At 40.0% G+C, this 25973-nt stretch carries 16 protein-coding genes; 9 read left to right on the top strand and 7 right to left on the bottom strand.

Features of this window, described 5'->3' with window-relative positions; genetic code table 11:
- Nucleotides 1-23: 23 nt before the first annotated feature.
- Genes RCP16_RS03225 through RCP16_RS03215 form a run of 3 tightly spaced genes read right to left on the bottom strand, consistent with a single transcriptional unit; the run spans nucleotide 24 to nucleotide 4461 of the window.
- The gene (locus RCP16_RS03225; protein WP_308641667.1) at nucleotides 24-2240 is read right to left on the bottom strand and encodes a DUF4129 domain-containing transglutaminase family protein; all 2217 of its coding nucleotides are present in this window, start codon (nucleotides 2238-2240) and stop codon (nucleotides 24-26) included.
- Nucleotides 2237-3502 (bottom strand): DUF58 domain-containing protein, encoded by a 1266-nt coding sequence (locus RCP16_RS03220; protein ID WP_137220800.1) that lies wholly within the window; start codon nucleotides 3500-3502, stop codon nucleotides 2237-2239. The genes RCP16_RS03225 and RCP16_RS03220 overlap by 4 nt, the downstream gene beginning before the upstream one ends.
- A gap of 2 nt (nucleotides 3503-3504) precedes the next feature.
- Nucleotides 3505-4461, bottom strand: a complete 957-nt coding sequence (locus tag RCP16_RS03215; RefSeq protein ID WP_069329875.1) for an AAA family ATPase — start codon at nucleotides 4459-4461, stop codon at nucleotides 3505-3507.
- 221 nt (nucleotides 4462-4682) lie between these two features.
- Here RCP16_RS03215 and RCP16_RS03210 point away from each other — a divergent pair, with 221 nt between their 5' ends.
- The 6 genes from RCP16_RS03210 to RCP16_RS03185 all read left to right on the top strand — a co-directional run bounded on the left by RCP16_RS03210 (nucleotide 4683) and on the right by RCP16_RS03185 (nucleotide 16392).
- The gene (locus RCP16_RS03210; protein ID WP_069329876.1) at nucleotides 4683-5756 is read left to right on the top strand and encodes a M42 family metallopeptidase; all 1074 of its coding nucleotides are present in this window, start codon (nucleotides 4683-4685) and stop codon (nucleotides 5754-5756) included.
- 308 nt (nucleotides 5757-6064) lie between these two features.
- Nucleotides 6065-8515 (top strand): right-handed parallel beta-helix repeat-containing protein, encoded by a 2451-nt coding sequence (locus RCP16_RS03205; protein WP_308641666.1) that lies wholly within the window; start codon nucleotides 6065-6067, stop codon nucleotides 8513-8515.
- A 546-nt stretch (nucleotides 8516-9061) separates the two neighbouring features.
- Nucleotides 9062-11515, top strand: a complete 2454-nt coding sequence (locus RCP16_RS03200; RefSeq protein WP_308641665.1) for a right-handed parallel beta-helix repeat-containing protein — start codon at nucleotides 9062-9064, stop codon at nucleotides 11513-11515.
- A gap of 321 nt (nucleotides 11516-11836) precedes the next feature.
- On the top strand, nucleotides 11837-14152 hold the full coding sequence (locus RCP16_RS03195) for a right-handed parallel beta-helix repeat-containing protein (RefSeq protein WP_069329879.1): 2316 nt from the start codon (nucleotides 11837-11839) through the stop codon (nucleotides 14150-14152).
- A 183-nt stretch (nucleotides 14153-14335) separates the two neighbouring features.
- Nucleotides 14336-15127: an SDR family oxidoreductase gene (locus RCP16_RS03190; RefSeq protein ID WP_069329880.1), complete on the top strand. Its 792-nt coding sequence runs from the start codon at nucleotides 14336-14338 to the stop codon at nucleotides 15125-15127.
- 194 nt (nucleotides 15128-15321) lie between these two features.
- Nucleotides 15322-16392, top strand: coding sequence for an SDR family oxidoreductase (locus RCP16_RS03185; protein ID WP_308641664.1), 1071 nt, complete (start codon nucleotides 15322-15324; stop codon nucleotides 16390-16392).
- A gap of 72 nt (nucleotides 16393-16464) precedes the next feature.
- Here RCP16_RS03185 and RCP16_RS03180 read toward each other — a convergent pair whose 3' ends face one another.
- On the bottom strand, nucleotides 16465-16833 hold the full coding sequence (locus tag RCP16_RS03180; protein WP_308641663.1) for a winged helix-turn-helix transcriptional regulator: 369 nt from the start codon (nucleotides 16831-16833) through the stop codon (nucleotides 16465-16467).
- Between the two features lie 260 nt (nucleotides 16834-17093).
- Between RCP16_RS03180 and RCP16_RS03175 the strand changes: the two genes are divergently transcribed.
- The 3 genes from RCP16_RS03175 (at nucleotide 17094) to RCP16_RS03165 (ending at nucleotide 23651) form a co-directional block, all read left to right on the top strand.
- Nucleotides 17094-19403, top strand: coding sequence for a right-handed parallel beta-helix repeat-containing protein (locus RCP16_RS03175; protein ID WP_308641662.1), 2310 nt, complete (start codon nucleotides 17094-17096; stop codon nucleotides 19401-19403).
- Nucleotides 19404-19763: 360 nt separating this feature from the next.
- Complete coding sequence (locus RCP16_RS03170) at nucleotides 19764-22442, top strand: right-handed parallel beta-helix repeat-containing protein (RefSeq protein ID WP_308641661.1); 2679 nt, start codon at nucleotides 19764-19766, stop codon at nucleotides 22440-22442.
- A 234-nt stretch (nucleotides 22443-22676) separates the two neighbouring features.
- Entirely contained in the window at nucleotides 22677-23651 is a 975-nt protein-coding gene (locus tag RCP16_RS03165; protein ID WP_069329885.1) for a ring-cleaving dioxygenase, read from the top strand.
- A gap of 105 nt (nucleotides 23652-23756) precedes the next feature.
- On the opposite strand, the gene RCP16_RS03160 is transcribed toward RCP16_RS03165, so the two are convergent.
- The 3 genes from RCP16_RS03160 to RCP16_RS03150 form a co-directional block, all read right to left on the bottom strand.
- Entirely contained in the window at nucleotides 23757-24329 is a 573-nt protein-coding gene (locus RCP16_RS03160; protein WP_137220808.1) for a GNAT family N-acetyltransferase, read from the bottom strand.
- Between the two features lie 144 nt (nucleotides 24330-24473).
- A complete protein-coding gene (locus RCP16_RS03155) occupies nucleotides 24474-25064 on the bottom strand; it encodes a nucleotidyltransferase family protein (RefSeq protein WP_137220810.1) in 591 nt (196 codons plus the stop codon).
- Nucleotides 25065-25101: 37 nt separating this feature from the next.
- Complete coding sequence (locus tag RCP16_RS03150) at nucleotides 25102-25896, bottom strand: aminoglycoside adenylyltransferase domain-containing protein (protein WP_308641660.1); 795 nt, start codon at nucleotides 25894-25896, stop codon at nucleotides 25102-25104.
- Nucleotides 25897-25973: the final 77 nt, after the last annotated feature.

Here is a 25973-nt window from a genome sequence, read left to right as displayed (position 1 = left end):
TCGTTCAGCCATCCATTATTATACTACTTTGTGGACGTTTTGCGCCATCTTTTTCGCAAGTTTTGTAGATGGTGTTGCATTGTTGTCCACTCTTCCTCTGTAATCTGATTCGGACTGTATTTGGCTTTTTCAAACAATTCAAGTAATGGGGTTAAATGTATCGCTAAATCTGGACGTACCTCTTCCCATCGGATCACCGATTCACGCAATGTTTCATGAGGACGACGATCCATTCCATGGCGTTTCATCCAGGCGAACCAGCGTTTGGATTCAGCCATCATTTTTTGTTGCGGTGTCAAAGCTTCACCTTGACGCATACGCATAATCATAAAGCTCAGTTCACGACGGTAGCGAATCAACATCACGATTGCCCAAGCAGCAATCACACCACTTGCTATCCAGATCACAGCAGCAGGTACAGCAGGCTCATTGTTTTGTACCGGTGCTTGCGTTTCTTCTTCCTCTGGTGTCTGTTCTTCTTCCTCTGGCTCAGGTGTTGGTGTATCATCTGCTGGTGTCTGAACAGCCTCTGTAATCATCGGCATATCAAATCCTGGTGTGGCTTCAATCGGAACCCATCCATAATCAGCAAAATAAATCTCTGCCCATGAATGTGCATCTGCATTAGTTACTGTATATTCTGTAGCACCATCTGGGAAATAATCACTGGTTACATAACCGGACGCTTGCCCGGGTGCATACCCTTTAACCCAACGTGCAGGGATATCTAATGAACGTGCCATCATCACCATCGCTGTAGAATAATAATCACAATACCCTTCTTTGACTTCAAATAAAAAGCTATCTACAAAATCACGGCTTTTTTTCTTCGACAAATCAGGATTGTTGGTATATGCAAAATTGTTTTGCAAATATTGTTGTAATAACTCTACTTTCTCGTAAGGCGTATCTCCTGATGCGGTTACTTCTTTGGCTAGATTACGCACACGATCAGGCAATTCCGAAGGAACTTGTAGATACCGATCTAACGATTTATCGGCATAGAGTTGATTAAATGTTTTCTTTTCCAATTCTTTGACAGGTACGATCGGCACTCTGGAAACCAGTGAATACGATTCTGGGAATTTACGATTCTGACGTGTAGGGCTCCAGTGCACTTCGCCCGGGTTACTACGCCAATCCAGTTGTGACGTATCTGACCCGCCATCGACATCGGTTACTCTTCCTATCGTATAAGCACCAAATAATACAGGATATGTCACATTATCTTCAGATAACATTTTTACTTGTTGCTTAACGGTTTTCTTTTCTACATCTGACGATTCATCCAGTGGAAGCTCGGTACCTGCTTCGACCGATTGCAGTTCACTCCAACCATTACTAGAGCGATCGATCCAACCTTCGCCTGAATAGACTAATCGTGTCTCGCCCCGCCAGTAACTACGACTGGTAGTGCTGACTGTCATCACCGGTGTATAGTCAAAATTAAAACCGCCACCTAGATTGGAATCTTCACGACTATATCCAGAAGAAGCACCTTGTCCATTTAAAGGATTAGAACCATTGATCGTAATAACAGCTTCACCACGCCAATTTTTCCATGCTGTATATGGATCTTTAAGTGTAGGTTGAACTTCCGGTACATTGACACCTACCAGTAAAATGATGGAGAAAATAACAGCAATATTAAAAATGATTTTGAGCGGATATCTACGTAAATGTTTCCATCCTTTGGGGAATCGTTGCTGAAAATAACGAAAATGATTACTTACCAGCCAACCCATTCCTGCAAAAACAACCCATGCGACTTCTTCCCACATCATCGAGGTTGTAAAAGAATCCAAAATCGACAACGCCGCAATATTCGTACCGACAAACATAATAATGGCTCTACGTGAAGAACCGATTCGAGCAGAGACTTCGATCAACACCCATGCCGATAACACAAACCACAAGTAAGGCGAGACAGTCTGAGTAAATGTTTCTACATTATCGGTGAGTGAGCCTTCTTGCCAGCTATAAAATCCATAATGACTGAGTACATAATAGACTGCACCCAGTACAGCAAATAATTTGATCACTAGACGATAGATCATTTTGAGCGGTATCAAAATATCAATAATAGCCACCACAGCCATCGTCGCCAGAACAAGCGGTGTCGTTTCTTGATACCAGACTCCATTGGCATAATTAATCCATTGTAGCGCAATAATAAAAACCCATACTAAAGATAACGAATAATACCAAGAGCGACTTATTCCATCCCACCATTTTTTCAAATCGCTCCACCTCCTAACACAGCTGGCAATTGCTCTAATGAAGAGATTGGATAACAAGATACTCCGCGTGCATGAGCAGATTGTGACCAGTTGATTACAGCTTCTTTATTTTTTTGCATCGTAGGGTTAATTAAAAATTGAAGAGGAGTCATTTGACGAATACGAGCAAATTGAAAAATCTCCCATACTTTTTCATTCATTAAAGGCGTAATCAAAATAAATAAAGTACCTGCTGGAAACATACGCGCATGATCTTCAAGTTTATCTAATAAACGTCCTTTACCATCTGCCATCACATCGACAAGGTGTAGACGCATTCTTTGACGTTCCCCTACATGATCGGATGGCAAGAATACTCCGCTATTCTGACCGGTTGTAAATAAACCCATTCCCATTCGTTCCCGTACCCCATAATCAAGCATTGATGCCGTCGTGGATACTGCTAATTCAAAAGCTTCATCTGATTCATAATGATCAGCGATCGCATCAAGTACCAGTACAGTTTTGGGTAATGATTCATGTTCAAATTCTTTTGACTTCCAATTGCCTGTACGAGCGGTAGCAGACCAGTGAATTCTTGAAATTCGGTCACCATATACATAATCACGTACACCATTAATCTGATTCGTTTCCGGACGGGACATCAATTGCGAGGTCTGTTGACCTCCAAGTCTAGAATACCGTGATCCCATTTGCCAGTTCGGAATAAAAGCAATTCGTGGTAATACTAAAAATTCACCGGACGCTGTAAATCGCCCTTTATTTTCGATTAATCCAAAAATATCTTCACTGATACATTCGGTGCCATAAAAGCGGTAACGTCCTCGCTCTAATGGAGGGGTCTGAAATAGTAGTTCACCTTTGCCCCGCATACTTGGAATCAGACTTTCTTCAAAAGACCACGATTCACCATTGTGACGCTTAAGCGTTTCACGAATAATCACATATGGTAATGGCAGAAATCCAGGAATCGTCACATCCAGACGTACCTGTACTTGATCACCTGCCAATATCATTTCTCCTTGTTCCCCTGCTGTCGATAAATGGCGCTGACCATGAGCGCGTCCAACACCACGAAAGCCACCGCCAATTAAATATAGCGACAGCAAAGAAACCATCACAAATAGCATGACCGATGTTTTACCACCTTGAAAAAGCACATAAAATAAACATCCAATCCATACCATAAACACCAACCATAATTTAGACGGTTGGCGTTTCCACTGCAAATTCAGACGCAAGTATGAAAATAAGGCTCTCATACTTATTGTCCCATAGATACAGGAGCATGAATTTGCTCCAAAATCTGCGCTACAATTCGTTCAGAACTCATGCGCTCCATCCGTGCTTCTGGACGTGGAAGTATACGATGTGGAATAACATAAGGAGCTAACTTCTTCACATCATCAGGGAGTACATAATCACGATTCTGTATAAATGCATAGGCTTTGACAGCCATCATAAAGGATAATGTTGCACGTGGACTGGCTCCAAGTAATACCGATCCATGTTCACGTGTATGGCGAACCACACTTACTAAATAATCACTTACCGATTCATCCAAATGAATCTTACGAATCTCTTGTTGAATATCAGCGATATGTTGCATATCTGTAACAGGTTCTAAGCGATCCACTGGTTGTCCGGCAGCACCATGACGAAGCAAATTGCGTTCAGTCTGCTCATCTGGATACCCTAGTGTAATTTTCATCATAAAACGATCCAATTGAGCTTCAGGCAACATGTATGTTCCTTCGAAATCAATCGGATTCTGTGTAGCACATAACATAAAAGGATGAGGCAATGGATGAGTCTCTCCATCTACAGTGACACTGCGCTCTTCCATAACTTCTAATAAAGCAGATTGTGTCTTGGTCGTTGCACGATTAATTTCATCCGCAAGTAGAATGTTCGTCATTACTGGACCTGGACGGAAATAAAACTGCTCATCCCGAGGATGAAAAATAGAAACACCTGTGATATCACTTGGCAAAATATCGGGATTACATTGAATACGACGATATTGACCACTCATTGATTTAGCAAGCGCTTTGATCATTTGTGTTTTACCTGTTCCCGGGACATCTTCTATGAGTACATGTCCTCCAGCAAGCAAAGCGGTAAGCAACAATTCGATTTCAAATGATTTGCCTAATATACAGGATTCTAGATTGGATCTTACAGCTGCAATGACTTCCATAGATTCTTTGCGTGCCGACATATATATAAAACCTCCTACTTCTGGTTCATATTCTTATATAATGATGTAATGACTCTAACTTTGTTGAAAATGTGTATATAGTTATATTGTACATGAACGATAAGTCAGAGTCACTTCAATAGCTGATTACAATTTGAAGTCAGCGCGAATGATTGGACATTTTTCGACATGAAGTTCATACTGTATCAAAGAATAACACTGTTAAGGAGTGACCTACGTCAATGGATAAGCAGACGCTTCAGATGTTTAAACAATTAACCGAATTCCCCGCAGTATCAGGGTTTGAAAGAGAACTTCGTCAATTCGTTAAAGAAAAAATGGAACCGTATACCGACGAATTTGTACAAGATCGATTAGGTAGTCTATTTGGTGTTATGCGTGGTGATGAAAATGGCCCTAAAATGATGGTCGCTGGTCATTTTGATGAAGTTGGATTTATGACAACAGGCATCACTGATCAAGGTCTTATCCGTTTTCAACCGTTAGGCGGATGGTTCAGTCAAGTCGTGCTTGCTCAACGTCTACATATTATTACCGATCAAGGCCCTATCGTGGGAGTTGTTGGATCTACCCCTACTCACTTACTTAGCCCGGAACAACGTAACAAACCTGTAGATATCAAATCCATGTATATTGATATTGGTGCTGATGATCGTGCAGAAGCAGAACAAATGGGGTTACGTCCAGGACTGCAAATTGTACCGATCTGTGAATTTACACCAATGGCTAATCCCAAAAAAATTATGGCAAAAGCTTGGGATAATCGCTATGGAGTCGGTCTAGCGATTGAATTATTACAAGCTCTTCATGGAGAGAAGCTTGGTGGGACTTTGTATTCTGGCGCAACTGTGCAAGAAGAATTGGGATTACGTGGTGCACGTACTGCTGCACAATTGATTCAACCAGATCTATTTTTCGGACTTGACTGTAGTGCGGCTAACGATATGACAGGCGATCGCAATGCATTCGGTCATTTGGGTAAAGGTGCATTATTACGTATTTATGATCCAACTATGTTTACTCACCGGGGTATAGTTGAATATATTCAAGATACTGCAAGTACACACCAGATTCCAGTACAGTATTTCATTTCTGCTGGTGGTACAGATGCAGGTCAAGTTCATGTCAGCGGAACAGGTGTACCTTCAGCTATTATCGGTATTTGCGGACGGTATATCCATACTTCATCTTCGATTATTCATACCGATGATTATGATGCTGCCAAAGAATTGCTCATTAAATTGGTAAAAGGCATGAATCATTCTACCTATCGTACCATTTTGGATCGAGCTTAATCTATCGACTGATCATGATTATTCCTATGTTTTTACTTTAATGATACGTAAATATCCGGTTGCCAGATCTCTTAATAGGAGAAAAGTAACCGGATTTTTTTATACATTTCCTTCTTTTCAAAGTGATTTATATACTAAATAACTACAAATTCGTCCCGACTTTTTCTTCGCTTAATCTACATCACTCGCCATTTTCAGTGCATAAATGAGACTTTGCAAACGAACGGTTTAACCCTATCGGCACATGTAATCTAGTGATATACCATTTATAATAAGCAACAAAATAGATAGATAAAAGGAGAGAACTAATGAATTTAAAGACTGTACTGTACCAAAAATGGTCTAAAAATCTGATGTTATTGACTGTATTTTTGATGCCTCTAAGTTCGTTTATCTACTCGGTACCTGTCACTGCGGAAGAAAGTTCTGCATCTAACAGCGAATCGACTCTGTCCAATCTGTCTACAGTGACTCAAAATGTATATGTGTCTCCTAAAGGTAGTGACTTCTTAGGATCAGGGACTCTACAGGCTCCTTATCGTACCCTTCCCAAAGTTCGCTCTGTTTTGCGGGATACGTATGCTGAACGACCGGCTGGCGGAACAACAATCTGGTTGCGAGAAGGCGAATATGAATTGTCTTCTACCTTAGAATTAAATGAACTGGATTCAGGTACAGCCGACAGACCAGTGACATATCGCAACTATCCTAATGAACAAGCGGTGATTACGACTGCCAAAACAATTGATCCCACGCGTTGGAAACCGCTTAATTCTGAAGCGGCAGCTCGTGTTCATCCGGCGGTCTATGCTGATCAATTAGTCGAATTGGATGTACAATCGTTAGGACTCAAAAATACGTCTGGGTTCCCGGGAGGGACTTCGTTTACAAAAGAATGGGGTATTGTCGATCTGATTGTAGATGGCGTACGAGAACCGATCTCTCAATGGCCTAATCCTCAGCAAAAAATAGGCAAAAATCGGGTGGGCTGGGTAACGATGAATGGTTCGGCTGATCCTCAATCTTTTTATTACGGTGAAGGTGGACAACCGAAAGATGGAATAACCACAGATGAAGTGAATGCCGATCAGACCGATCGTACTGCACGCTGGCAACGATCTATCGAACAAGGTCATGATCTGTATCTCAAAGGATTCTGGCGTACTGATTTTGACCCTGTTACTAGCAAAGTAGAAAGTATTGATAATACACGTCATACGATTCGTCTAGTTGATATCCCAGAAGGCGGAATGGGTTCCAAATGGAGTAAAGATGCTCCTGTAGCTGATTCTACAGGGACAGGGACAACTACATCTACAACTATCTCTACTCCCCTGCCAGCTCAGTCTCCTGTAACTATTCACGGGGATACGTATGTTACGCAAGATGTCTATGTAACCGATGACGTTTATCATGCGTCCCTGTTTCCTGAGCCGTTGCTAACTGCTACTTCTGTTACATATCAAGTGTATCGGGTGGGAACAGGAACCGAAGAATGGCAAGCACTGAACCTGTTGGATGAGATTGATGCGCCGGGAGAATGGGCTTTGGATTTTAAAGATCAGAAAATCTATTATTATCCTGATGGCGATATCAACAAACAGAATATTATTATTGCCGATCGTACAGGCCCTATTATCAAATTAAATAATGCTTCGTATCTGAACTTTGTCGGTCTGACGATTGAAGGTGGCTTAAATAACGGTATCGAGATGCAAAGTTCTCATCATATTTCACTGGATAACAATACGATTCGTAATATCGGTGGTGGTGGAATTCTCGATTATTATGGTCATGACAATCGGATACAAAATAATACCATCTATGAAACAGGAAGTTTTGGGATCAGTATTGGATATGCAGGGAATCGAGATACATTGACCCCTGCTGATTCATGGATCACCAACAATCATATTCATAACACAGGTACACTGATTGCTTTGGAAGGATTAATTATTACACAGTCGATCGGAATGACGATCAATCATAATCTAATCCATGATGTGCCTAAGCATGGTATACGCTATGTGTATAATAATGATCTGCTTTTCGAATATAATGAGCTTCATCATATCTCGCTTGAAGATGGAGATGCAGGAGCTTTCTATACCGCTCAAGATTGGACTTCATACGGTAATGTATTACGTTATAACTATGTACATGATAGCCCGCGGGCAAATGGATTCTATGCAGATGACGGGGATAGCGGAGATACATTTACCAACAATATTGTCTCAGGAGTATCCAAAGCATTTCTGTTTGGCGGAGGTCATCATAATCGAGCTACAGGCAATCTGATTATTAATGCCACATCTGGTATTCAGATTGATGATCGCGGTATTGCACGCAAATATACAGCAGACAGTACTCATGCAGAACAATTAATTGCTAAGAACCCTTCTACCGGGCCTTGGAAAGAGTATGGTCGTGTGTTGGCAGATACGTATGGATATGATACGAATCTATGGAAAAACATGTTGAATCCAAAATGGCATCCTGAATACCCGAATGGAACTCATTTCAAAGATAATGCTATTGTTCAATCGGGTACACTGGTTATTCCTAAAAAAGGGGCTGTTATTATCCAAAACAACCCAAGAATCACAAATACTCAATCGGCTGGACTGAATCCGAATACAACAAATGGATTCTACACTCAAAATCCTACGATTTTGGCTATCTTTCCAAATATCAATACCATTTATCCACAGATTGGATTGCAAAAAGGAGATGTTATCTCTACCTCCTCTTCTGATTGATAGATCCTATTTAGGTTAAAAGAATACCTTCTCAATCCAAATAGCCAAAAGCTTCAGACATTGATCTGAGACTTTTGGCTATTTTCTTATGTCCTATATAGCTATCGGGGCTATTGCTTGCTGACTGAATAGGAAGGACATACTAATATAATTTGATTTTCTATCGCAATAGATACCTTCAAGAATGAGACATTAAGGCGGTTATCAGTTGTTGGAACATATACTATACTGAGGGTGGCTAAAGAAACACCAACACTTTCAATTTATTCTTCTATCTATCTCTTCTACTTCTTCCCACTCTTTATTCTACTACCTAACCTACTTGTTTACGTTATCCCTACTTCATTACATTTTGCTTTCCTTGATCTTCTTTCTAATACGAGTATATCGAAAGTTGAGATCACGGATTAATCCAATACTATATCTGACCTAATAACCCTACTCAATTATAAGAAAACAGCTACAGTTAGCCATCTTAGAGTACATCTATTCGTTCATCATTTATTTGATAACAATAGCATTCAGGATATTTAGGAGGAAAATATAATGGTAACAACTACGAAATGGGTAGCATGGATACTTTCACTGAGTCTTATGATTACTCTTCTACCAACAGGGCAAACCAGTTATGCTGCAACAAATCAAATGCTTAGTAGTGGTAACACGGTTGCAACTAACGTTAATCTATACGTCGATCCAACAGGTAATGATACAACAGGGACAGGCACTAAATTAGCACCTTTCAAATCATTATTCAAAGCTAGATCAACGATTCGTGCTTACAAAGGCAATTTACCAGCAGGTGGTGTTACCGTCTGGGTCAAAGGCGGAACATATAATCTAGCCACAACATTCGATCTCAATGCTCAAGATTCAGGAACACCCGATAAACCTGTTATTTATCGCACGTACCCGGGAGAGACGGTTACCTTAACAACAGGTAAAGGCATTGATCCTACATCATGGCAACCTTTAAGTGCAGATGCAGCGGCACGTGTTAATCCTTCTATTCAACCAAGTAAACTACGCGAGCTAGATGTAGCTTCGCTCAATATACAGAATATTGCTGGCTTTGCAGGAGGTACAACATTTACAGAACAATGGGGTATTGTTGATCTGATTGTAGATGGTATTAGACAACCGATCTCTCAATGGCCGAATGAAAATCAAAACATCGCATCAAATCGTGCAGGTTGGGTCACTATGAATGGATCCGCAGACTCCAAATCCTTTTATTATGGTGAAGGCGGTATTCCAGAGAACGGAATTACAGACGATGAAGTCAATCAAGACGGTACCAATCGTATTCAGCGCTGGAAAGCTTCCATGGCTAAAGGGCATGATCTGTATCTCAAAGGATTCTGGAGAACAGCATGGAGCCCTGTAACGAGTAAAGTAGGCGCTATCTACCCTAACGATCATATTATTTCTCTATACGATATTCCAAGTGGCGGTATGGGCGATAAATTTAGCAAAACGGTTGTTACAACCAACACACTCAAAAGTTCAACGGTCAGTATGGATGTTTATCGTCCTAATCTAATGTCTTCTACTTCAGTACAAAAAGATGTATATACTCCAGCATTTTCTGTTCCAAGTGCTAATGTGAACCTCTTCAATGTGACTGCTAGTGTCTATGGATTGGCTAACGATGAACCTTTTATTCCAGATACAAGTGTGAGCTATAGAGTCGGCACAGGGAAAGAAGAATGGAAAGCTATTAATTATTTAGATGAAATCGATGTTCCTGGGGAATGGGCACTTGATTTTAAAGACGGCAAAATTTATTACTATCCTACAGGTGATCTTACTAAACAGATGATTACCTTATCGGATAACAAAGCATCTATTATCAAAATGAGTGACGCTTCTTATATTCAATGGCTTGGATTTACGGTTGAAGGTGGTATGGGTAACGGCATCGAGATGCAACGTTCTCATCATATGAAGCTTGCTGGAAATACAGTCTGTTATGTAACAGGCACAGGTATTGTTGATTACTACGGCAATAACAATCTGATCCAAAGTAATGATGTATTTGAAATTGGAGCTGCCGGTATCTCTATGGGGTACTCAGGAGATCGTACTACTTTGACAGCATCCAATTCTAGAATCAATAACAATCATATTTCAAATATCGGCACATTGATTAGTCTTGAAGGTATCGTGATACGCGAATCTGTAGGGATTAAAGTCGATCATAATCTTATTCATGATACACCCAAAGCGGCAGTTAAGTATACTTCAGATAACAACCTGTTGTTTGAGTATAACGAAATTCATAATACGTCTTTAGTTGAAAGTGATTCTGGTGCTTTTTACACACCACAAGACTGGACTTCTTATGGAAATGTACTCCGTTATAACTTTATTCATCATAACAAACGGTCTCATGGATTCTATTTTGATGATGGAGATAGCGGTGATATTGTCAGCAAAAATATTATTCAACAATCTCAAATCGCTTTTATCATGGGCGGTGGACACGATAATCTAGCGCAAAATAACCTGATTATCGCTTCTAGAGCAGCAGGACAAATTGATGATCGTGGTATTACACGTGGATATACGGCTACAAGCACGTATGCTCAGAATTTGATTAGCAAAAATCCAACTTCTGGCGCATGGCTACAGTACGGTAAAGATTTGAAAGCAACTTATGGCTACACTACTAATCTATGGGCAGATATTCTTAACCCTGAATGGCATCCAGAATATCCAAACGGTTCTTCGATTTCCAATAATGTATTTGTACAAACAGGCGCAGTCACTACACCTAAAAAAGGATCTTTTACTGTAGCGAACAATGTGATTCTAAATACGATCGCGGATGCTCAATTTTATAATGCTAATACAATGGATTATCGTACCAATAATGCAAGTATTCTGAGCAAATTTACAGATTTAAATACGATTTTCCCACAGATCGGATTATCTCAAGATGAGTATAGAGTGCAAGTCGTTTCTAGATCAGCATCAGGCGGAATGAGTAATCATTAAAATGAATAGGAATTTCCATATTATTGTGAACTTTTTATGAATACAGTAGGTCTACCCCTTTTACTCCTCCTACTAATGATTCATAAAAATAACTTTTATTCCGGGGATAATTAGTAACTAAATATCTTAATTATCCCCTCTTTTATCAAAAAAAGTCGATTTTTCACTTAAATTAACCAAATTTATCTATAACCATTACAAAATGGGCAAAAGTATCCGACAAAGTAACTAGTGAGCCTAATTCGATAATTATAAAACCAAATATCCAATTCTAATACAACTATAGGTAAACCATATTACAGTATGAAAGGATGTTTTATAATGTTCAGAAAGACACCGTTAGCCATGTTAATGGTGATAACTACACTAGTTGTAAGTACTTTGTTATCACCAAGTTCCGCTTTTGCAGATCGTACCGTAAATGGAACTGTTGTTACCCTAAGTAGTGGAGCAACGACCAATACAGGTCTCAATATCTATGTAGATGGTTCTGTAGCAACTGCTGGAACAGGGACAAAAGATGCTCCCTTCAAAACACTGATCGAAGCTAGAAATGCGATTCGTGCTAAAAAAGGAGTTTTACCTGTTGGAGGAATTACAGTATGGGTCAAGGGCGGCACATACAAATTCACTTCTACAATGGATATGAATGCTTCTGATTCTGGAGCACCTGGTAAATCAATCGTTTATCGTACCTATCCTGGAGAGAAAGTTATTCTTTCTAACGGTACATCTGTTGATCCTACACTTTGGAAACCTTTAAATAGTGAAGCACAATCCAGAGTTAATCCAAAAGTTAGTGCAAGCAAGCTAGTTGAACTGGATGTAAAAGCTTTAGGGCTTACCAATATTAACAGCTTTCCTGGAGGCAATTCATTCTCCGATAAATGGGGCATTATTGATCTGATTGTCGATCATGAACGTCAACCGATCTCACAATGGCCGAATCCAGGCGAAATGGCTGGTTCCAAACGGGCTGGTTGGACAACAGCTAACGGTTCCGCAGATGCTAAATCTTTTTACTACGGTGAAAATGGAATCCCAACAGATGGTAAGACTGATGATGAATTAAATGCAGATGGAACCAATCGTTCCGAGCGTTGGGCTGCTTCTGTGAATGCAGGACATGCTCTATACCTTCAAGGCTTCTGGAGAACAGTCTGGAGCCCGGTAACAAGCAAAGTACAAAGTATTGATAATGCAGAAGGCAGTATTTCTTTGTTAGATACACCTACAGGCGGTATGGGTTCCAAATGGAGTAAAGATATTGCTAACTCTAACCCTGTCTACCGTACAGGTGATGGAACAGAAGAATGGCGTGCAGTGAACTATCTAGATGAGATTGATGTTCCTGGCGAATGGGCACTTGATTTCAAAGATGGCAAAGTATACTACTACCCTGATGGCGATATCAAAACAAAAGATGTAGAAATCGCTGATAATGCTACACCTATCATCAAAATGTATGCGACGTCCTACCTTCAATTGCTAGGCTTCCAATTAGAAGATAGCATGAGTAACGGGATTGAAATGCAAAAAACGCACCATATTACAATTGCAGGTAATACGATCTTAAACGTAAGTGGTGGCGGTATTGTCGATTACTATGGCAGTTACAATTTGATCAAAAGTAATGATATTTACGATACAGGTGAATTCGGAATAAGTCTTGGTTATGCAGGTGATCGCACAACGACATTTACCAAATCCAATACACGTGTAACCAATAATCATATTCATCATACTGGTCTACTTTCTCACCTTGCAGGTATTATCGTACGGGATTCCAATAATGTATGGGTCGATCATAACTTGATCCATGATGTTCCCAAAGATGGTATTCGTTATGTAAGCAGTACAAATCTAACGTTTGAATTTAATGAAATTCATAATGCTGCTCTAGTTGAAAGTGATACAGGAGCTTTCTATACAGCTCAAGACTGGACTTCATACGGAAATGATCTTCGTTACAACTTTATTCATAACAATGTACGTGCCAACGGATTCTATGTGGATGGCGGCGATGCAGGCGATAACTTCTACAACAATATTATTCAAGGCTCTGATCGTGCATTCCAATTTAACGGTCATCATAATATTGGTCGTAACAATGTCGTGGTTGCTTCTTCCAAAGTACAGATCGAAAATCGTAGTGATGTACTCACAACTGATGTGGTAGCAAATGCGATTATGACGAAAAGTTATGGAGTCGGCAGTAGCTTTGCAGATGGATTGCGTGCTAAAAATCCTTCATCCGGTGTCTGGGCAGGCTTTGCAAGTGAGCTCAAAACACGTTACGGATACACGGATAATTTGTGGACAGATATCCTGAATGCTAACTGGCATCCAGAGTACTCTAATGGTTCCAAATTAGTAGATAATGCATTCGTTCAAGTCAATAGTATTATCAAACCCAAACTTGGAAATATCACTGTTGAAAAAAATAATATTCTGTCTAAAGTAGCAGATGCAAGCTTCTTCAATTACGGTCAAATGGACTTGCGTACTAACAACAGACAAATTCTTGAGAAATTCCCGAATTTGAATAGTATTTTCCCTCAAATCGGATTGCAACAAGATATGTACCGTATCCGTGTGGTAACTCGTGCAGAGACAGGCGGATTCACCAATCACTAAGTTAAATGGCTAGCATACAGCCGAACTTCTTTTGTAAAGAAGTTCGGTTTTTTGTTGTGTTTAGCTCCAGCTATACTTGTGCATGACATGAACCTATTTGATTAGTTATCCAAGCGAACGGGTAAATGCACTATGAATCCGAACGACACGAAGACGATACAGAACATACAGGAGGAATTCATCATGTTAGGTAAAAAAACAATTTTTATTACAGGTGCTGGTAGTGGACTTGGTAAAGGTGCTGCATTAGGTCTTGCCAAAAAAGGACATAAAGTGATTGCTTCCGTAGAAATTATTCCTCAAGTGACAGAGCTTCGAGAAGAAGCCAAAGCTCAAGGACTCGATATTGAAGTACTCAAATTAGATGTAAATAAACCACTTGATCGTATTCAATTGGAAAAATATGATTTTGACGTATATGTAGCGAATGCAGGTATTGGTGAAGGTGGTCCACTTGCTGAGATTCCAGTCGATAATATCCGTCAAATTTTCGATACCAACGTTTTTAACTCATTAGAAATGGTACAGATTGTCGCTCGCCAATTTGTCGCTAAAAAGAAAGGTAAAATCATTTTTGTCAGCTCTATCGCTGGACTAAGTGTGACTCCTTATCTTGGTGCATATTGCGCTTCCAAACATGCTGTAGAAGCGATGGCTCAAGCGCTTAAAGAAGAACTGAAAGAGTTCGGAATTCAAGTCGCTACAATCAATCCTGGCCCTTACAAAACAGGATTTAACGATAATATGTTTGAACAAAAAGAGAAATGGTATGATGAGAAAACCAACTTCACCAAACGTGCTGATTTGTTAAAAGGTGAAAAAATGCTAGCTCAACAGTTCGATCCTCAAGATATGATCGACAAAATGGTGGAAGTCATTGACGCGAAGCACCATCCTTTCCGCAATGTGTATCCAAAACCATCTGAAGAGCAAGTAAAAGAATATCAAGCAAAAATATGGGAAGAAACAGTATAAATCTTTCTTTTCTACTCACTACTATCATGTATCCAAAGCACACAGAATGGGCATTTTGACTGCCTTCTCTGTGTGCTTTTATACTGCTAGAGCACTTTGAAGTACCTATCGCACTTCAAAGTGCGTACTTCTCATCTCTTCTATTATGCTGCAAGCTAATCATGTAACCTATCATGATTAAAGGAGAGCTCAAGATGAATACATCGATCAATCATTCTCGTAAAGTCGCTCTGGTTGTTGGAGCCAACGGAGTTATAGGTAGTAACCTGATTGACCACTTAATTACACTCCCTGATTGGGATATTATAGGGTTATCCCGTAGAGGCGGTATTTCAACAGATCGTGTGACTTATGTATCGGTAGACCTTTTACAGCGAAGCGAAGTTGAACATGTTTTAGCATCATTTCCCACGACCACACATATTTTTTATGCGGCTTATCAAGATCGTCCAACATGGGCAGAATTAGTAGAACCTAATCTGAATATGCTGATTCATATTGTAGAAAGTGTAGAAGCCACTTCTCCTCAACTTGAACATATCAGTCTGATGCAAGGCTACAAAGTATACGGTGCCCATCTGGGTGCATTTCCAACCCCTGCCCGTGAAACAGATGCGAAGCCGATGCCACCTGAATTCAATATGGCACAACAGGATTATCTAGTGCATCAACAACAAGGTAAAGATTGGACATGGTCTGCTCTTCGACCTTCTGTAGTATGCGGATTTTCAGTAGGTAATCCGATGAATCTAGCTATGGTGATTGCGATCTATGCGACGATTTCTAAAGAACTGCAAATCCCTTTGCGCTTCCCTGGCAAGCGAGGAGCTTACCATAGCATTTTAGAAATGACTGATGCAGGCTTACTCGCCAAAGCAACGGTATGGGCAGCAACAACGCCTGCATGTGCTAATCAGGCGCTGAATATCAATAACGGAGATGTATTTCGCTGGGAATCCTTATGGCCTAAGATTGCTCATTATTTTGATATGGAAACGGCTCCGCCTTTGTCGATGAACTTAAACGATATGATGAAAGATAAAGAAGCTCTGTGGGATTCGATCGTTAGTAAGTATGGATTAACAGCATATACTTATGCAGAGGTGTCTTCATGGGCTTTTGGTGATTTTGTATTTTCGTGGGATTATGATTTTTTTGCAGACGGTAGTAAAGCACGTCGTCTTGGCTTTCATGAGTATGTCGATACCGAAGAAATGTTTATCACTATTTTTGAGGATTTCCGCAAGCGTAAGATTATCGCCTGATCTTCTGTCGTTTGTATCGATATATCAACAAAAGCCGACCTTAGGTAAGACAAAGGTTCGGCTTTTATTGATTTACATCACTTGAGGAGGAGACGATAAAATACGCGCTTGATCGCCATAGTGTTTATTCACATGCACTTCTCCCCATTTGCACATTATATGAAGTAACTCTGTTAGAGTCGTTCCGTATGGGGTTAATTCATATTCAACTTTGGGTGGCACAACATGATAAGAAGTTCGCAATACGGTGCCTGCTTCTTCTAATTCACGTAATTGCTGGGTTAGCATTTTTTGCGTAATCGCTGGAATTAACTTTTTAAGTTCACTGGTGCGTTTTTTACCAAATGTAAGATGGAATAAGATCACGGGTTTCCATTTACCACCGATCACTTCCAACGTGACTTCAACAGCAGTATGATATACTTTTTCTTTTTCTTCCATTATTGTTCCACCTTTCTAAGGTAGTTAATTATTTAGTATACTTACATCTAAGGTACAACACGAGCGTATGGTATAGTTCTTTCTACTGTAACATAGCCTATGGATAAGAAAGGTAAGCTATTTGGTTTGGTAAACATTACTTTTTTATTACCATGAGTGTATTGCTCAAACCAAGTGCTGTTTGACAGTAGTCCTTTGTTCTACCTATACTAATGCCAACTCAATCTATACCCAAGCATATAATATAAGGAGGTGGTCGCTTGAAAGCATCAAACTCGCGAATGATCCTTTTGGGGCTCGCTTTATTCGCTTTGTTACTAGGAGTACTATACTACAGTTTTCATACGAAAAACGATTCGTATCCGTTAAGTAGCGGTGCTGTGAAGGAGTCTGGAATGAATATCTATGTCGCCAAAACAGGGAATGATCAGACTGGAAATGGTAGCAAGAACAGTCCTTATGCGACTTTAAAACAAGCTCAGAAAAAGATTCGTGCCTATCAGGGCAAGCTTCCTCAAGGAGGCATAACGGTCTGGGTGAAGCAAGGAAATTATCTGATGGATTCTAGCTTACAACTGGATCAAAAAGATTCAGGAACAGCCAGTTCTCCAATTACATATCGCACGTACACTGGAGAACAAGTAACGTTATCTACAGGCAAAACAGTAACGGACTGGCAACCACTCAGTCAAGAAGCTCAAGCTAGAGTTCATCCGAAGATTGATCCCAAGCAGTTAGTAGAATTGGATGTACGCAAATTAGGATTTAAGCATATTAATGGATTTGAAGGTGGTACTTCGTTTACAGAAAAATGGGGTATCCTGAACTTATTTGCAAATAATCAAATGCAACCTATTTCCCGCTGGCCGAATACTACAGAAGTCGCTGGTGGACAACGTGCAGGTTGGGCGATTGCTCAAAGTGTCTATAATGCTCAATCTTTTTATTATCAAAAGCCCGGTTCGTCTAGTGTTAATATTCTGGATGAAGATGGTACTAATCGTTCCAAGCGCTGGCAAAATGCGATTCAACAAGGACATGCGATCTACTTACAAGGTTTCTGGCGTACACTATGGAGTCCAGCCAGTATCCAGATCAGTCAAATTGATCCTGCTCAAAAAACGATCAAGCTTCTCGATACCCCTCAAGGCGGTATGGGTTCTAAATTCAGTGCTCTCGTGTCTCCTTCTGCTATATCGAGAACAACGAATGAGCAAAATGATAACAGTAGTACACCTTCTACTTATCGTGTCGGTGATGGCTCTGAAGAGTTCCGAGCGCTTAATCTATTAGAAGAAATTGATACGCCCGGAGAATGGGCGCTTGATTTTAAAGACGGCAAAATTTACTACTATCCACCTTCTGACATTCATAAATTGCAGACCGTGATTGGCGATCAAGATTCACCGATTGTCAGTATGGATGGTACATCTTATGTGCAATTTAAAGGATTTACGATACAGAATAATATGGGCAATGGTTTTGAAATGAAACGAAGTCATCATATAACGATAGCAGGCAACAAAATTCATGATGTAAATGGCGGTATCTTAGACGTAGATGGTCATCATAATACATTCCGCAGTAACGATATTTATGATACAGCTAGCTTCGGAATCAGTCTGAATAGTGCAGGTGATCGGTCTACCTTATCGTCTGCAAATACTCGCATTACCAATAATCATATTCATCATATCGGTAAGCTGATTCATCTTGAAGCGATTATTATTCGAGATTCAGTCGGTGTGCGGGTAGATCATAATTTGCTACATGATGTTCCCAAAGATGCTGTTCGTTATGTATTTAGCAATAAGCTGTTGCTAGAATACAATGAAGTTCATAATACATCTCTGATTGAAGGCGATACAGGAGCTTTCTATACCGCTCAAGATTGGTCTTCGTATGGCAATGTATTACGATATAACTTTATTCACAATAACAAGCGCTCCAATGGATTCTATGCAGACAGCGGTAGCAGTGGGAATACGTATCAGTATAATATTATTCAAGATACTTCCCGTGCTTTCCTATTTGAAAATGGTCATCATAATGTAGCGACGAACAATCTATTAATTGATGTCCAATCGCTTGAAATTAATGACCGTTCCAATCAACTCGATTATGGACTAAATAGCGACAATGCAAATCGTCTACGTGAACTACAACCTTTAACCGGAACTTGGAAAAAATACGGTGAACAACTTGCTGAAAAATACGGACTGCAAGGCAATCTATGGAGTAGCGTATTAAGCAAGAAATGGAATCCGCAATATCCAAACGGCAGCAAGCTCAATCATAACGTTATTGTAGGTGCAGATGGACAAGTGAAATTACCGAAAAAAGGTGATGTGACAGCCGTAGGGAATACTACTGTGAGTAGCACATCCAAAGCTGGATTTTATAACCTAGCTACACTGGATCTACGTACCAAAAATGCGAAGATTCTAGAGAAATTCCCAGACTTGAATACCATTTTCCCAACGATTGGATTGTACAAAGATGATTATCGCACTCAGCCTTTTAATCGTGCAGATTCAGACGGTCTTTCCGATCATCAATCGACTTCTTAAATCAAACTTTTCTTGATATTACTGACTGATCAGTTGTGCTTCGGTGCAATTGATCAGTTATCTTTTTATAGATTAAGATTTCGTCCGACACACTTGACAAGCAATCTACCAGTATGCTCAAATGGTTACAAAAAAGAAACTAATTTATGAATAAATTGAAATTTTATTAAGAAAGTATGAAAATAGTCTTTGCTAAATATGTATCTGTATTTTATTATATAAAAGCATCTAAAGAAATTACCAAATTATATGTATTTTAGGGGGTGATTAACTAATTAAAACAATGATCTACACCATAGCAGGGATAAACCATCATCCCAACGACATCAGTGTATCTAGAAACGGAGGGAATTTATATTTATGAAGAAGTTCCAGAAAATGATATCGCTCGCAGCTATTCTTGCTTTGAGTAGTGGTATAGCAGTTCCATATGCATCTGCTGACAAAGTTGGAAATCAAGAAGTGATTAATCTTGATAGCGGTGCTGTGACAAAAACCGGTTGGAATCTATATGTAGATACTGCCGGAAGCGATACCGATGGGAATGGCACAAAAGAGAAACCATACGCCACCCTCGAAAGAGCACGTGATGCGATTCGTAGCCTCAAAGGCGCCCTACCCGATTATGGAGTAACGGTCTGGGTCAAAGGTGGAGAATATGAATTTTCCAACTTGGAATTTACAGATGCAGATTCAGGTACGCCTGATAAACCGATTGTCTATCGTACCTATGCGGGAGAACAAGTAACGTTAACCAATGGTATTCGTATCAATGCGTCAGATTGGAAGCCTCTTAGCGCTGCTGCCAAAGCTCGTGTTCATCCTGATGTAGATGCCAATGCTCTGTACCAGTTAGATGTAAAATCGCTGGGCTTGAAGCATATTAGACATTTTGAAGGTGGCACTTCATTTACCGAAAAATGGGGAATCATTGATCTGATCTCTAACGGTATTCGTCAACCGATCTCACAATGGCCGAATATCACCGAATCGGTAGATGGACATCGTAAAGGATGGACAACTGCTAACGGTTCAGCGGATGCCAAATCTTTTTATTATGGTGAAGGTGGTATTCCTGAAAATGGAGATACAACGGACACATTGGATTTGGATGGTAGCAATCGTGCAGCACGCTGGCAGAAGTCTTTGTCAGAAGGTCATGCTCTTTATCTCAAAGGATTTTGGAGAACGGTCTGGAGTCCATTGACCAGTTCTGTACAATCCGTCGATACCAAGCACAATGTAATTACACTTAAAGATATTCCAGATGGCGGTATGGGTTCCAAATGGAGTGCTACCGTATCTGATTATGCATCTGCTACATCCGCTACAGCGAATACGTATGGAGACGATGCCAAGTCAGCTAGTGTGGCTCCATCTACTTCTGCGACAAGTGCGCCTGCGGCAGATGATGCTTTGCATGATACTGATTCTACGCCTCAATCGTATAAGCTGTTTAACGAACAAGGCGAATCAGGATCAGTAAGTTTGAAAGAAAATGTGACAGACGATTCTCAATTAACGACCGAAGCGACGGACTCGGAAAACAGCTTATCGTTACCTTCAGGCGTAACGGAACATACAGGTACCGATGCTACTGTGACAGAACATACCGCTGACTCCGAATCAGCCAACGTTTCTTCATCTGTAAAAAATGATGTCTACAAAACAGCGACAGCCAGCACGTATTTCGCACCTTCATCGTATTCATCCAAAATTAAAGCGCCTTATCGAATCGGTTCCGGTTCGGAAGAGTGGAAATTGATTAATTATCTGGATGAAATCGATGTACCGGGTGAATGGTCACTCGACTTCAAAGATGGGCAAATTTATTATTATCCGAAAGGCAATCTAAAAAGCCAAACGATTATTATTGCCGATCAAGAAAACCCGGTTGTCTCTATCAACGGTGCTTCCAACTTGGAAATGTTAGGGTTCACTGTTGAAGGCGGTATGGGGAACGGAATTGAATTGAAAAATACCGATCATATTACGATTGCAGGTAACACACTTCGTAATCTAGGTAATGGTGGGATTCTGGATGTAGATGGTACCAATAATCTTTTCCAGAGTAACGATATTTATGAAACAGGCGGATTCGGGATCAGTATTAACGATGCTGGCGACCGTAAAAAATTAACAGCAGCAAATAGCCGCGTTACTAATAACCATATTCATAATGTGGGTGATCTTACTCACCTCGAAGCGATACTGGTGCGTAATTCAGTGGGAGTCAAATTCGATCATAATTTACTGCATGATGTACCCAAAGATGCTGTCCGTTATGTGTACAGCAACAATTTAACATTTGAGTACAATGAAGTACACAACACTTCGTTGATCGAAGGCGATACCGGAGCATTCTATACCGCTCAAGATTGGGCTTCGTATGGTAATGTGCTGCAATATAATTTTGTTCACCATAACAAACGTTCTAATGGATTTTATTCAGATGGTGCAGATAGCGGCGATAATTATCGTTACAATATTGTACAAGGTTCCACAAAAGGTATTTTACTCAATGGACATGACAATATCGCAAATAACAATCTAGTGGTCGATTCCAATATGATTCAAGTCGATCAACGGGGCGATAGTAATTCTCATGGTGTGAATAGTATCTATGCAGATCAACTTCGAGAAATGAATCCAACCAGTGGTGTCTGGAAAGAATACGGAGCAACATTACAGAAAACGTATGGTTACGATCATCCGTTATGGAGTAGTATTCTTGATCCGAACTGGCATCCTGAATATCCTAATGGTACAAAAATGAATAACAATGTAATGGTCAATACCCCGAATATTGTGGTTCCCAAATTAGGCGATGTGAAAGTTGAAGGTAATCAATTTATCTCTACGGTCACAGGTGCAGGATTCTACGATTACAGCAAAATGGACTTACGTACCGACAATAAGACTATTTTAGCGAAATTCCCGAATCTGAATGAAGTCATGCCTAAAATTGGATTGAGTCAAGATGAATACCGTATCAAAGTCGTGACTCGTGCCGAATCAGGCGGATTAACCAATCACTAATCTAACCAGCTCTTCTATGCTTTGACCAAGTAGAACCTTTGAATCAACAGGCTGTTTGCCTACGATTCAAAGGTTCTTTTTTGTCTATACATTTCTTTTTTACATAGTTACTATATTTTTTTCATGGAAATGACTTGTAATTATTTTTGTCCATGTTATAATTATCTTAATATTAAGATTTTAAATATAAGCCGATTATGATTCATTCATATATATATTAGGAGGTTGACGATTATGGAATTATTAGGTATTCATCACGTCTCAATTATGACAGGTAAAGCGGAAAAAAATTACGATTTTTATACCAAAACAATGGGTATGCGTATGGTCAAAAAAGGAGTCAATCAAGACGATACCACTTCTTATCATTTATTTTATGGGGATGCTGTTGCTTCTCCCGGTACCGAACTGACTTTCTTTGATCTACCAGGTATCGGACCTAGCTATCAAGGAGTATCTAGTATTTCAGCCACTTCATTACGTGTAGCCAATACAGAAGCGTTGCAATACTGGTCTGATCGATTTGATCAATTGAATGTTACTCATGAAGAAATCAAACAACGGGCTGGACGGGATACTTTAGCGTTCCAAGACTTTGAAGGTACACGTCTTATTCTTGTAGCCGATAATGGCGAACAAGGTGTTGCTCCCGGCAAAGCTTGGGATCAGACTGAAGTTCCTGTTGAATACGGTATTCTTGGACTTGGACCTACCACATTGACACTTGCCAAACCAGCTTCTACAATTATGATTTTGACTGAAGTGATGGGATTCCGTCACACAGGCTCGTATCCTTCGCTTGCAGGTGACTTTGCAGATATTGAAGTCTACTCTACCGGTCAAGGCGGAGCAGGTGCAGAAGTCCATATCGAGACACGCCCTGATCTTCCGAATGCTCGCTTGGGTCGTGGTGGTGTGCATCACGTAGCTTTCCGTGTACCTGATGAATCCGAGTACGAACGTTGGGCAGACAAATTATCCAAATTAGGCATTCCTAATTCGGGTAAAGTCGATCGTCACTATTTCCGTGCTCTTTACTTCCGTGAACCCAATGGGATCTTATTCGAACTTTCTACAGATACACCGGGATTCGATATCGACGAATCTATGGATTCATTAGGTGAGACATTGTCTTTACCTCCTTTCCTTGAAGGTAATCGTGCACAGATCGAAGCTAATCTTCGTCCGCTTGTACTTGATGAAGCTTAATGTATTAGATGAAATAGTATCGTTATCATAGATTTATAACACAAAGAGCAACTCTTAACAGAGTTGCTCTTTTATGATTTAAGCATATTTTTGTAGCTGTGTCTCTTACTTCCCTTGAGAAGACGTCTGCTCAAGTTGCTCTGCTTGCTTCCGCTCTTCAAGATAGGCTTCAAATCGCTCAGGATGAACCACTTTACGCATCAAATGCATCGGTCCTTCTCCTTTACCTGCATCTCTAGAACGGATACTTTCATATCCTCTACGTTCATACATTGGCAGTAACCATGGATGTTTCTCCGCAGTACCCAGTGTAACCGCAGGCGCGCCTACTTCATCACGGATAATATGTTCTTCTACCCAATTGAGTAATTTGCTACCTGCACCTGTTCCTTGTACATTCGGATCCACTGCGAACCACATAATAAACGGTAAGCCCGTCTCAGCAGTTAACTCTTTGACCCGTTCAGGATCAGCTAAAGTCACTGTCGCTACGATCAAGCCATCTTGTTCTAATACATAGCATTTATTGTGCGTAATATTATCTTCAATTAATGCTAGATCAGCATGAGCTGCTGGCCACGTTAATCCTAATTCACGAATAGTCACATATGCTTCATATGTGATATGAAGTACACGCTCTGCATCTTCTACGGTTGCCAAACGATAAATGTCACTCAATTCTGTCACCTCTTTATTCCGACTATGTTCATCAGATTATTAAATATAATCTAACATTGATTATACCACTTTTCTAATTGATTTTTTTTATAAGTAATTTTCTATAAGTAACGATGGATGATATGAATCCTTATTTTATATGATCTACTTATCGACAATCGTTAGACGATTCCATGTGTGTTGCCAATTTTTTTGTTGAACACGTTGCTGATAAATATGAACGTCTCCGCGTGTCTGAAGAAAGCGTGGATTGACACGTATCTTCATTTCAAATACATCTTCAAGTCCACAAGGAGCGACAAGAATCACTTGATCATCTTCATCTAACCGTACTCCTAATGCTGTCGCAGTTTCGGGAAAGCATGAGATAGCATCTACTGTAGAGGTGTAAGGCTCAATACGATTGGCGATATGCATTCTTGCTTCATTTTTGACTGACCACGGCACTGCTGGTTGCATACAGGATAATTGGCGTTCCCACTCTTTTTCATTATTTTCATCCAGCTGGTTGGGATCGTAATAGACTACATCAATATCAGCAAGTACTGTGCGAGAGTCAATCTGATGTAACCTATCCCAGATCTTCGAACGGACAAATCCTGCACATACCCAGCTATCCGGCAGATCCAGATGTCGTACACTGCGCAAAATATCCATCATCCAACCATCATCTTCAATCCATTGAACAATCGTCTGCTGCCTACTTTGCTCTTTGTCACTATCATATGTAGACATGTCTGTAGCTCCTTTATACCCTGAATTGTGCTCCTATTTATACGGTTGAATCACTAAGCTGTTGTTGGATTTCATTTACCATATATTCGGCAAATGCTTGTAACTGTACAGGTTCCAATCTTGGATCATCTATACTGCCACTATACATATCAAGGCAATTACGAATAAGCTCAGAGTAGGTAGAAGGCAATGCAGAGATTCCCCATTCCCCTCCTTCTTTTTTCGATGACACCATATGTTCTTGAAGAAACAGCAAGATCCGACACAGGTTAAGGGTGTAATATACAGGTGAATCTATTATATCTGTAGATACATGTTCTATATCTAACAAAAGTGATTGAATATACAAATGAGGGTCGATTGGCGCAAATACTGCGGAGATCTGTTTACCATATAAGGTTAGACCTCGCTGATATGTAACAAAAATATGGGCTGCTATATCGGTATCTGTATCCCCTCCGCAAATATAATGCGTATCTGTACGATACTTTTCGCGGTGATGGGCTGAATAATGGAATTCAAATGGAGTCGGGTATACAAAAGGGTTTATATCTTTTTGCAATAATATACTCAACTCGAGCCCGTTGCCGTATATTAAGTCTTCTTCTACTATTAGAAGTTTTTGAGCGATATCTAATTTCAATTGCTGACTGATTGCATCTTGTACCACAATTAACAAATCAATATCACTCTGTTCAGGATTGAACCCACCCATCGCCAAAGAACCATGTAGATAAATACCGACTAGATTATCTTCTAATACTGTTTGAAATAACTCTGTAATACCTTTAAGTTTATAGGCATGATCTGAGATATGAGGCTGAATATTCAATATGATCGGCTCCTTTTCAATACCCTATTTCACCAAAATATCCTTCTATCTTCTTCCTTTTAGATGGTATCGTCAAC

This window comes from Paenibacillus nuruki, assembly GCF_963311185.1.
Lineage (GTDB): Bacteria > Bacillota > Bacilli > Paenibacillales > Paenibacillaceae > Saccharibacillus > Saccharibacillus nuruki.
This window is presented reverse-complemented; position numbering and strand designations above follow the sequence as displayed.

Excerpts from the sequence above, each read along its gene's own strand:
- RCP16_RS03220 (WP_137220800.1), bottom strand. The coding sequence starts at position 3,502 with ATGAGAGCCTTATTTTCATACTTGCGTCTGAATTTGCAGTGGAAACGC.
- RCP16_RS03215 (WP_069329875.1), bottom strand. The coding sequence starts at position 4,461 with ATGTCGGCACGCAAAGAATCTATGGAAGTCATTGCAGCTGTAAGATCC.
- RCP16_RS03210 (WP_069329876.1), top strand. The coding sequence starts at position 4,683 with ATGGATAAGCAGACGCTTCAGATGTTTAAACAATTAACCGAATTCCCC.
- RCP16_RS03205 (WP_308641666.1), top strand. The coding sequence starts at position 6,065 with ATGAATTTAAAGACTGTACTGTACCAAAAATGGTCTAAAAATCTGATG.
- RCP16_RS03200 (WP_308641665.1), top strand. The coding sequence starts at position 9,062 with ATGGTAACAACTACGAAATGGGTAGCATGGATACTTTCACTGAGTCTT.
- RCP16_RS03195 (WP_069329879.1), top strand. The coding sequence starts at position 11,837 with ATGTTCAGAAAGACACCGTTAGCCATGTTAATGGTGATAACTACACTA.
- RCP16_RS03190 (WP_069329880.1), top strand. The coding sequence starts at position 14,336 with ATGTTAGGTAAAAAAACAATTTTTATTACAGGTGCTGGTAGTGGACTT.
- RCP16_RS03185 (WP_308641664.1), top strand. The coding sequence starts at position 15,322 with ATGAATACATCGATCAATCATTCTCGTAAAGTCGCTCTGGTTGTTGGA.
- RCP16_RS03180 (WP_308641663.1), bottom strand. The coding sequence starts at position 16,833 with ATGGAAGAAAAAGAAAAAGTATATCATACTGCTGTTGAAGTCACGTTG.
- RCP16_RS03170 (WP_308641661.1), top strand. The coding sequence starts at position 19,764 with ATGAAGAAGTTCCAGAAAATGATATCGCTCGCAGCTATTCTTGCTTTG.
- RCP16_RS03165 (WP_069329885.1), top strand. The coding sequence starts at position 22,677 with ATGGAATTATTAGGTATTCATCACGTCTCAATTATGACAGGTAAAGCG.
- RCP16_RS03155 (WP_137220810.1), bottom strand. The coding sequence starts at position 25,064 with ATGTCTACATATGATAGTGACAAAGAGCAAAGTAGGCAGCAGACGATT.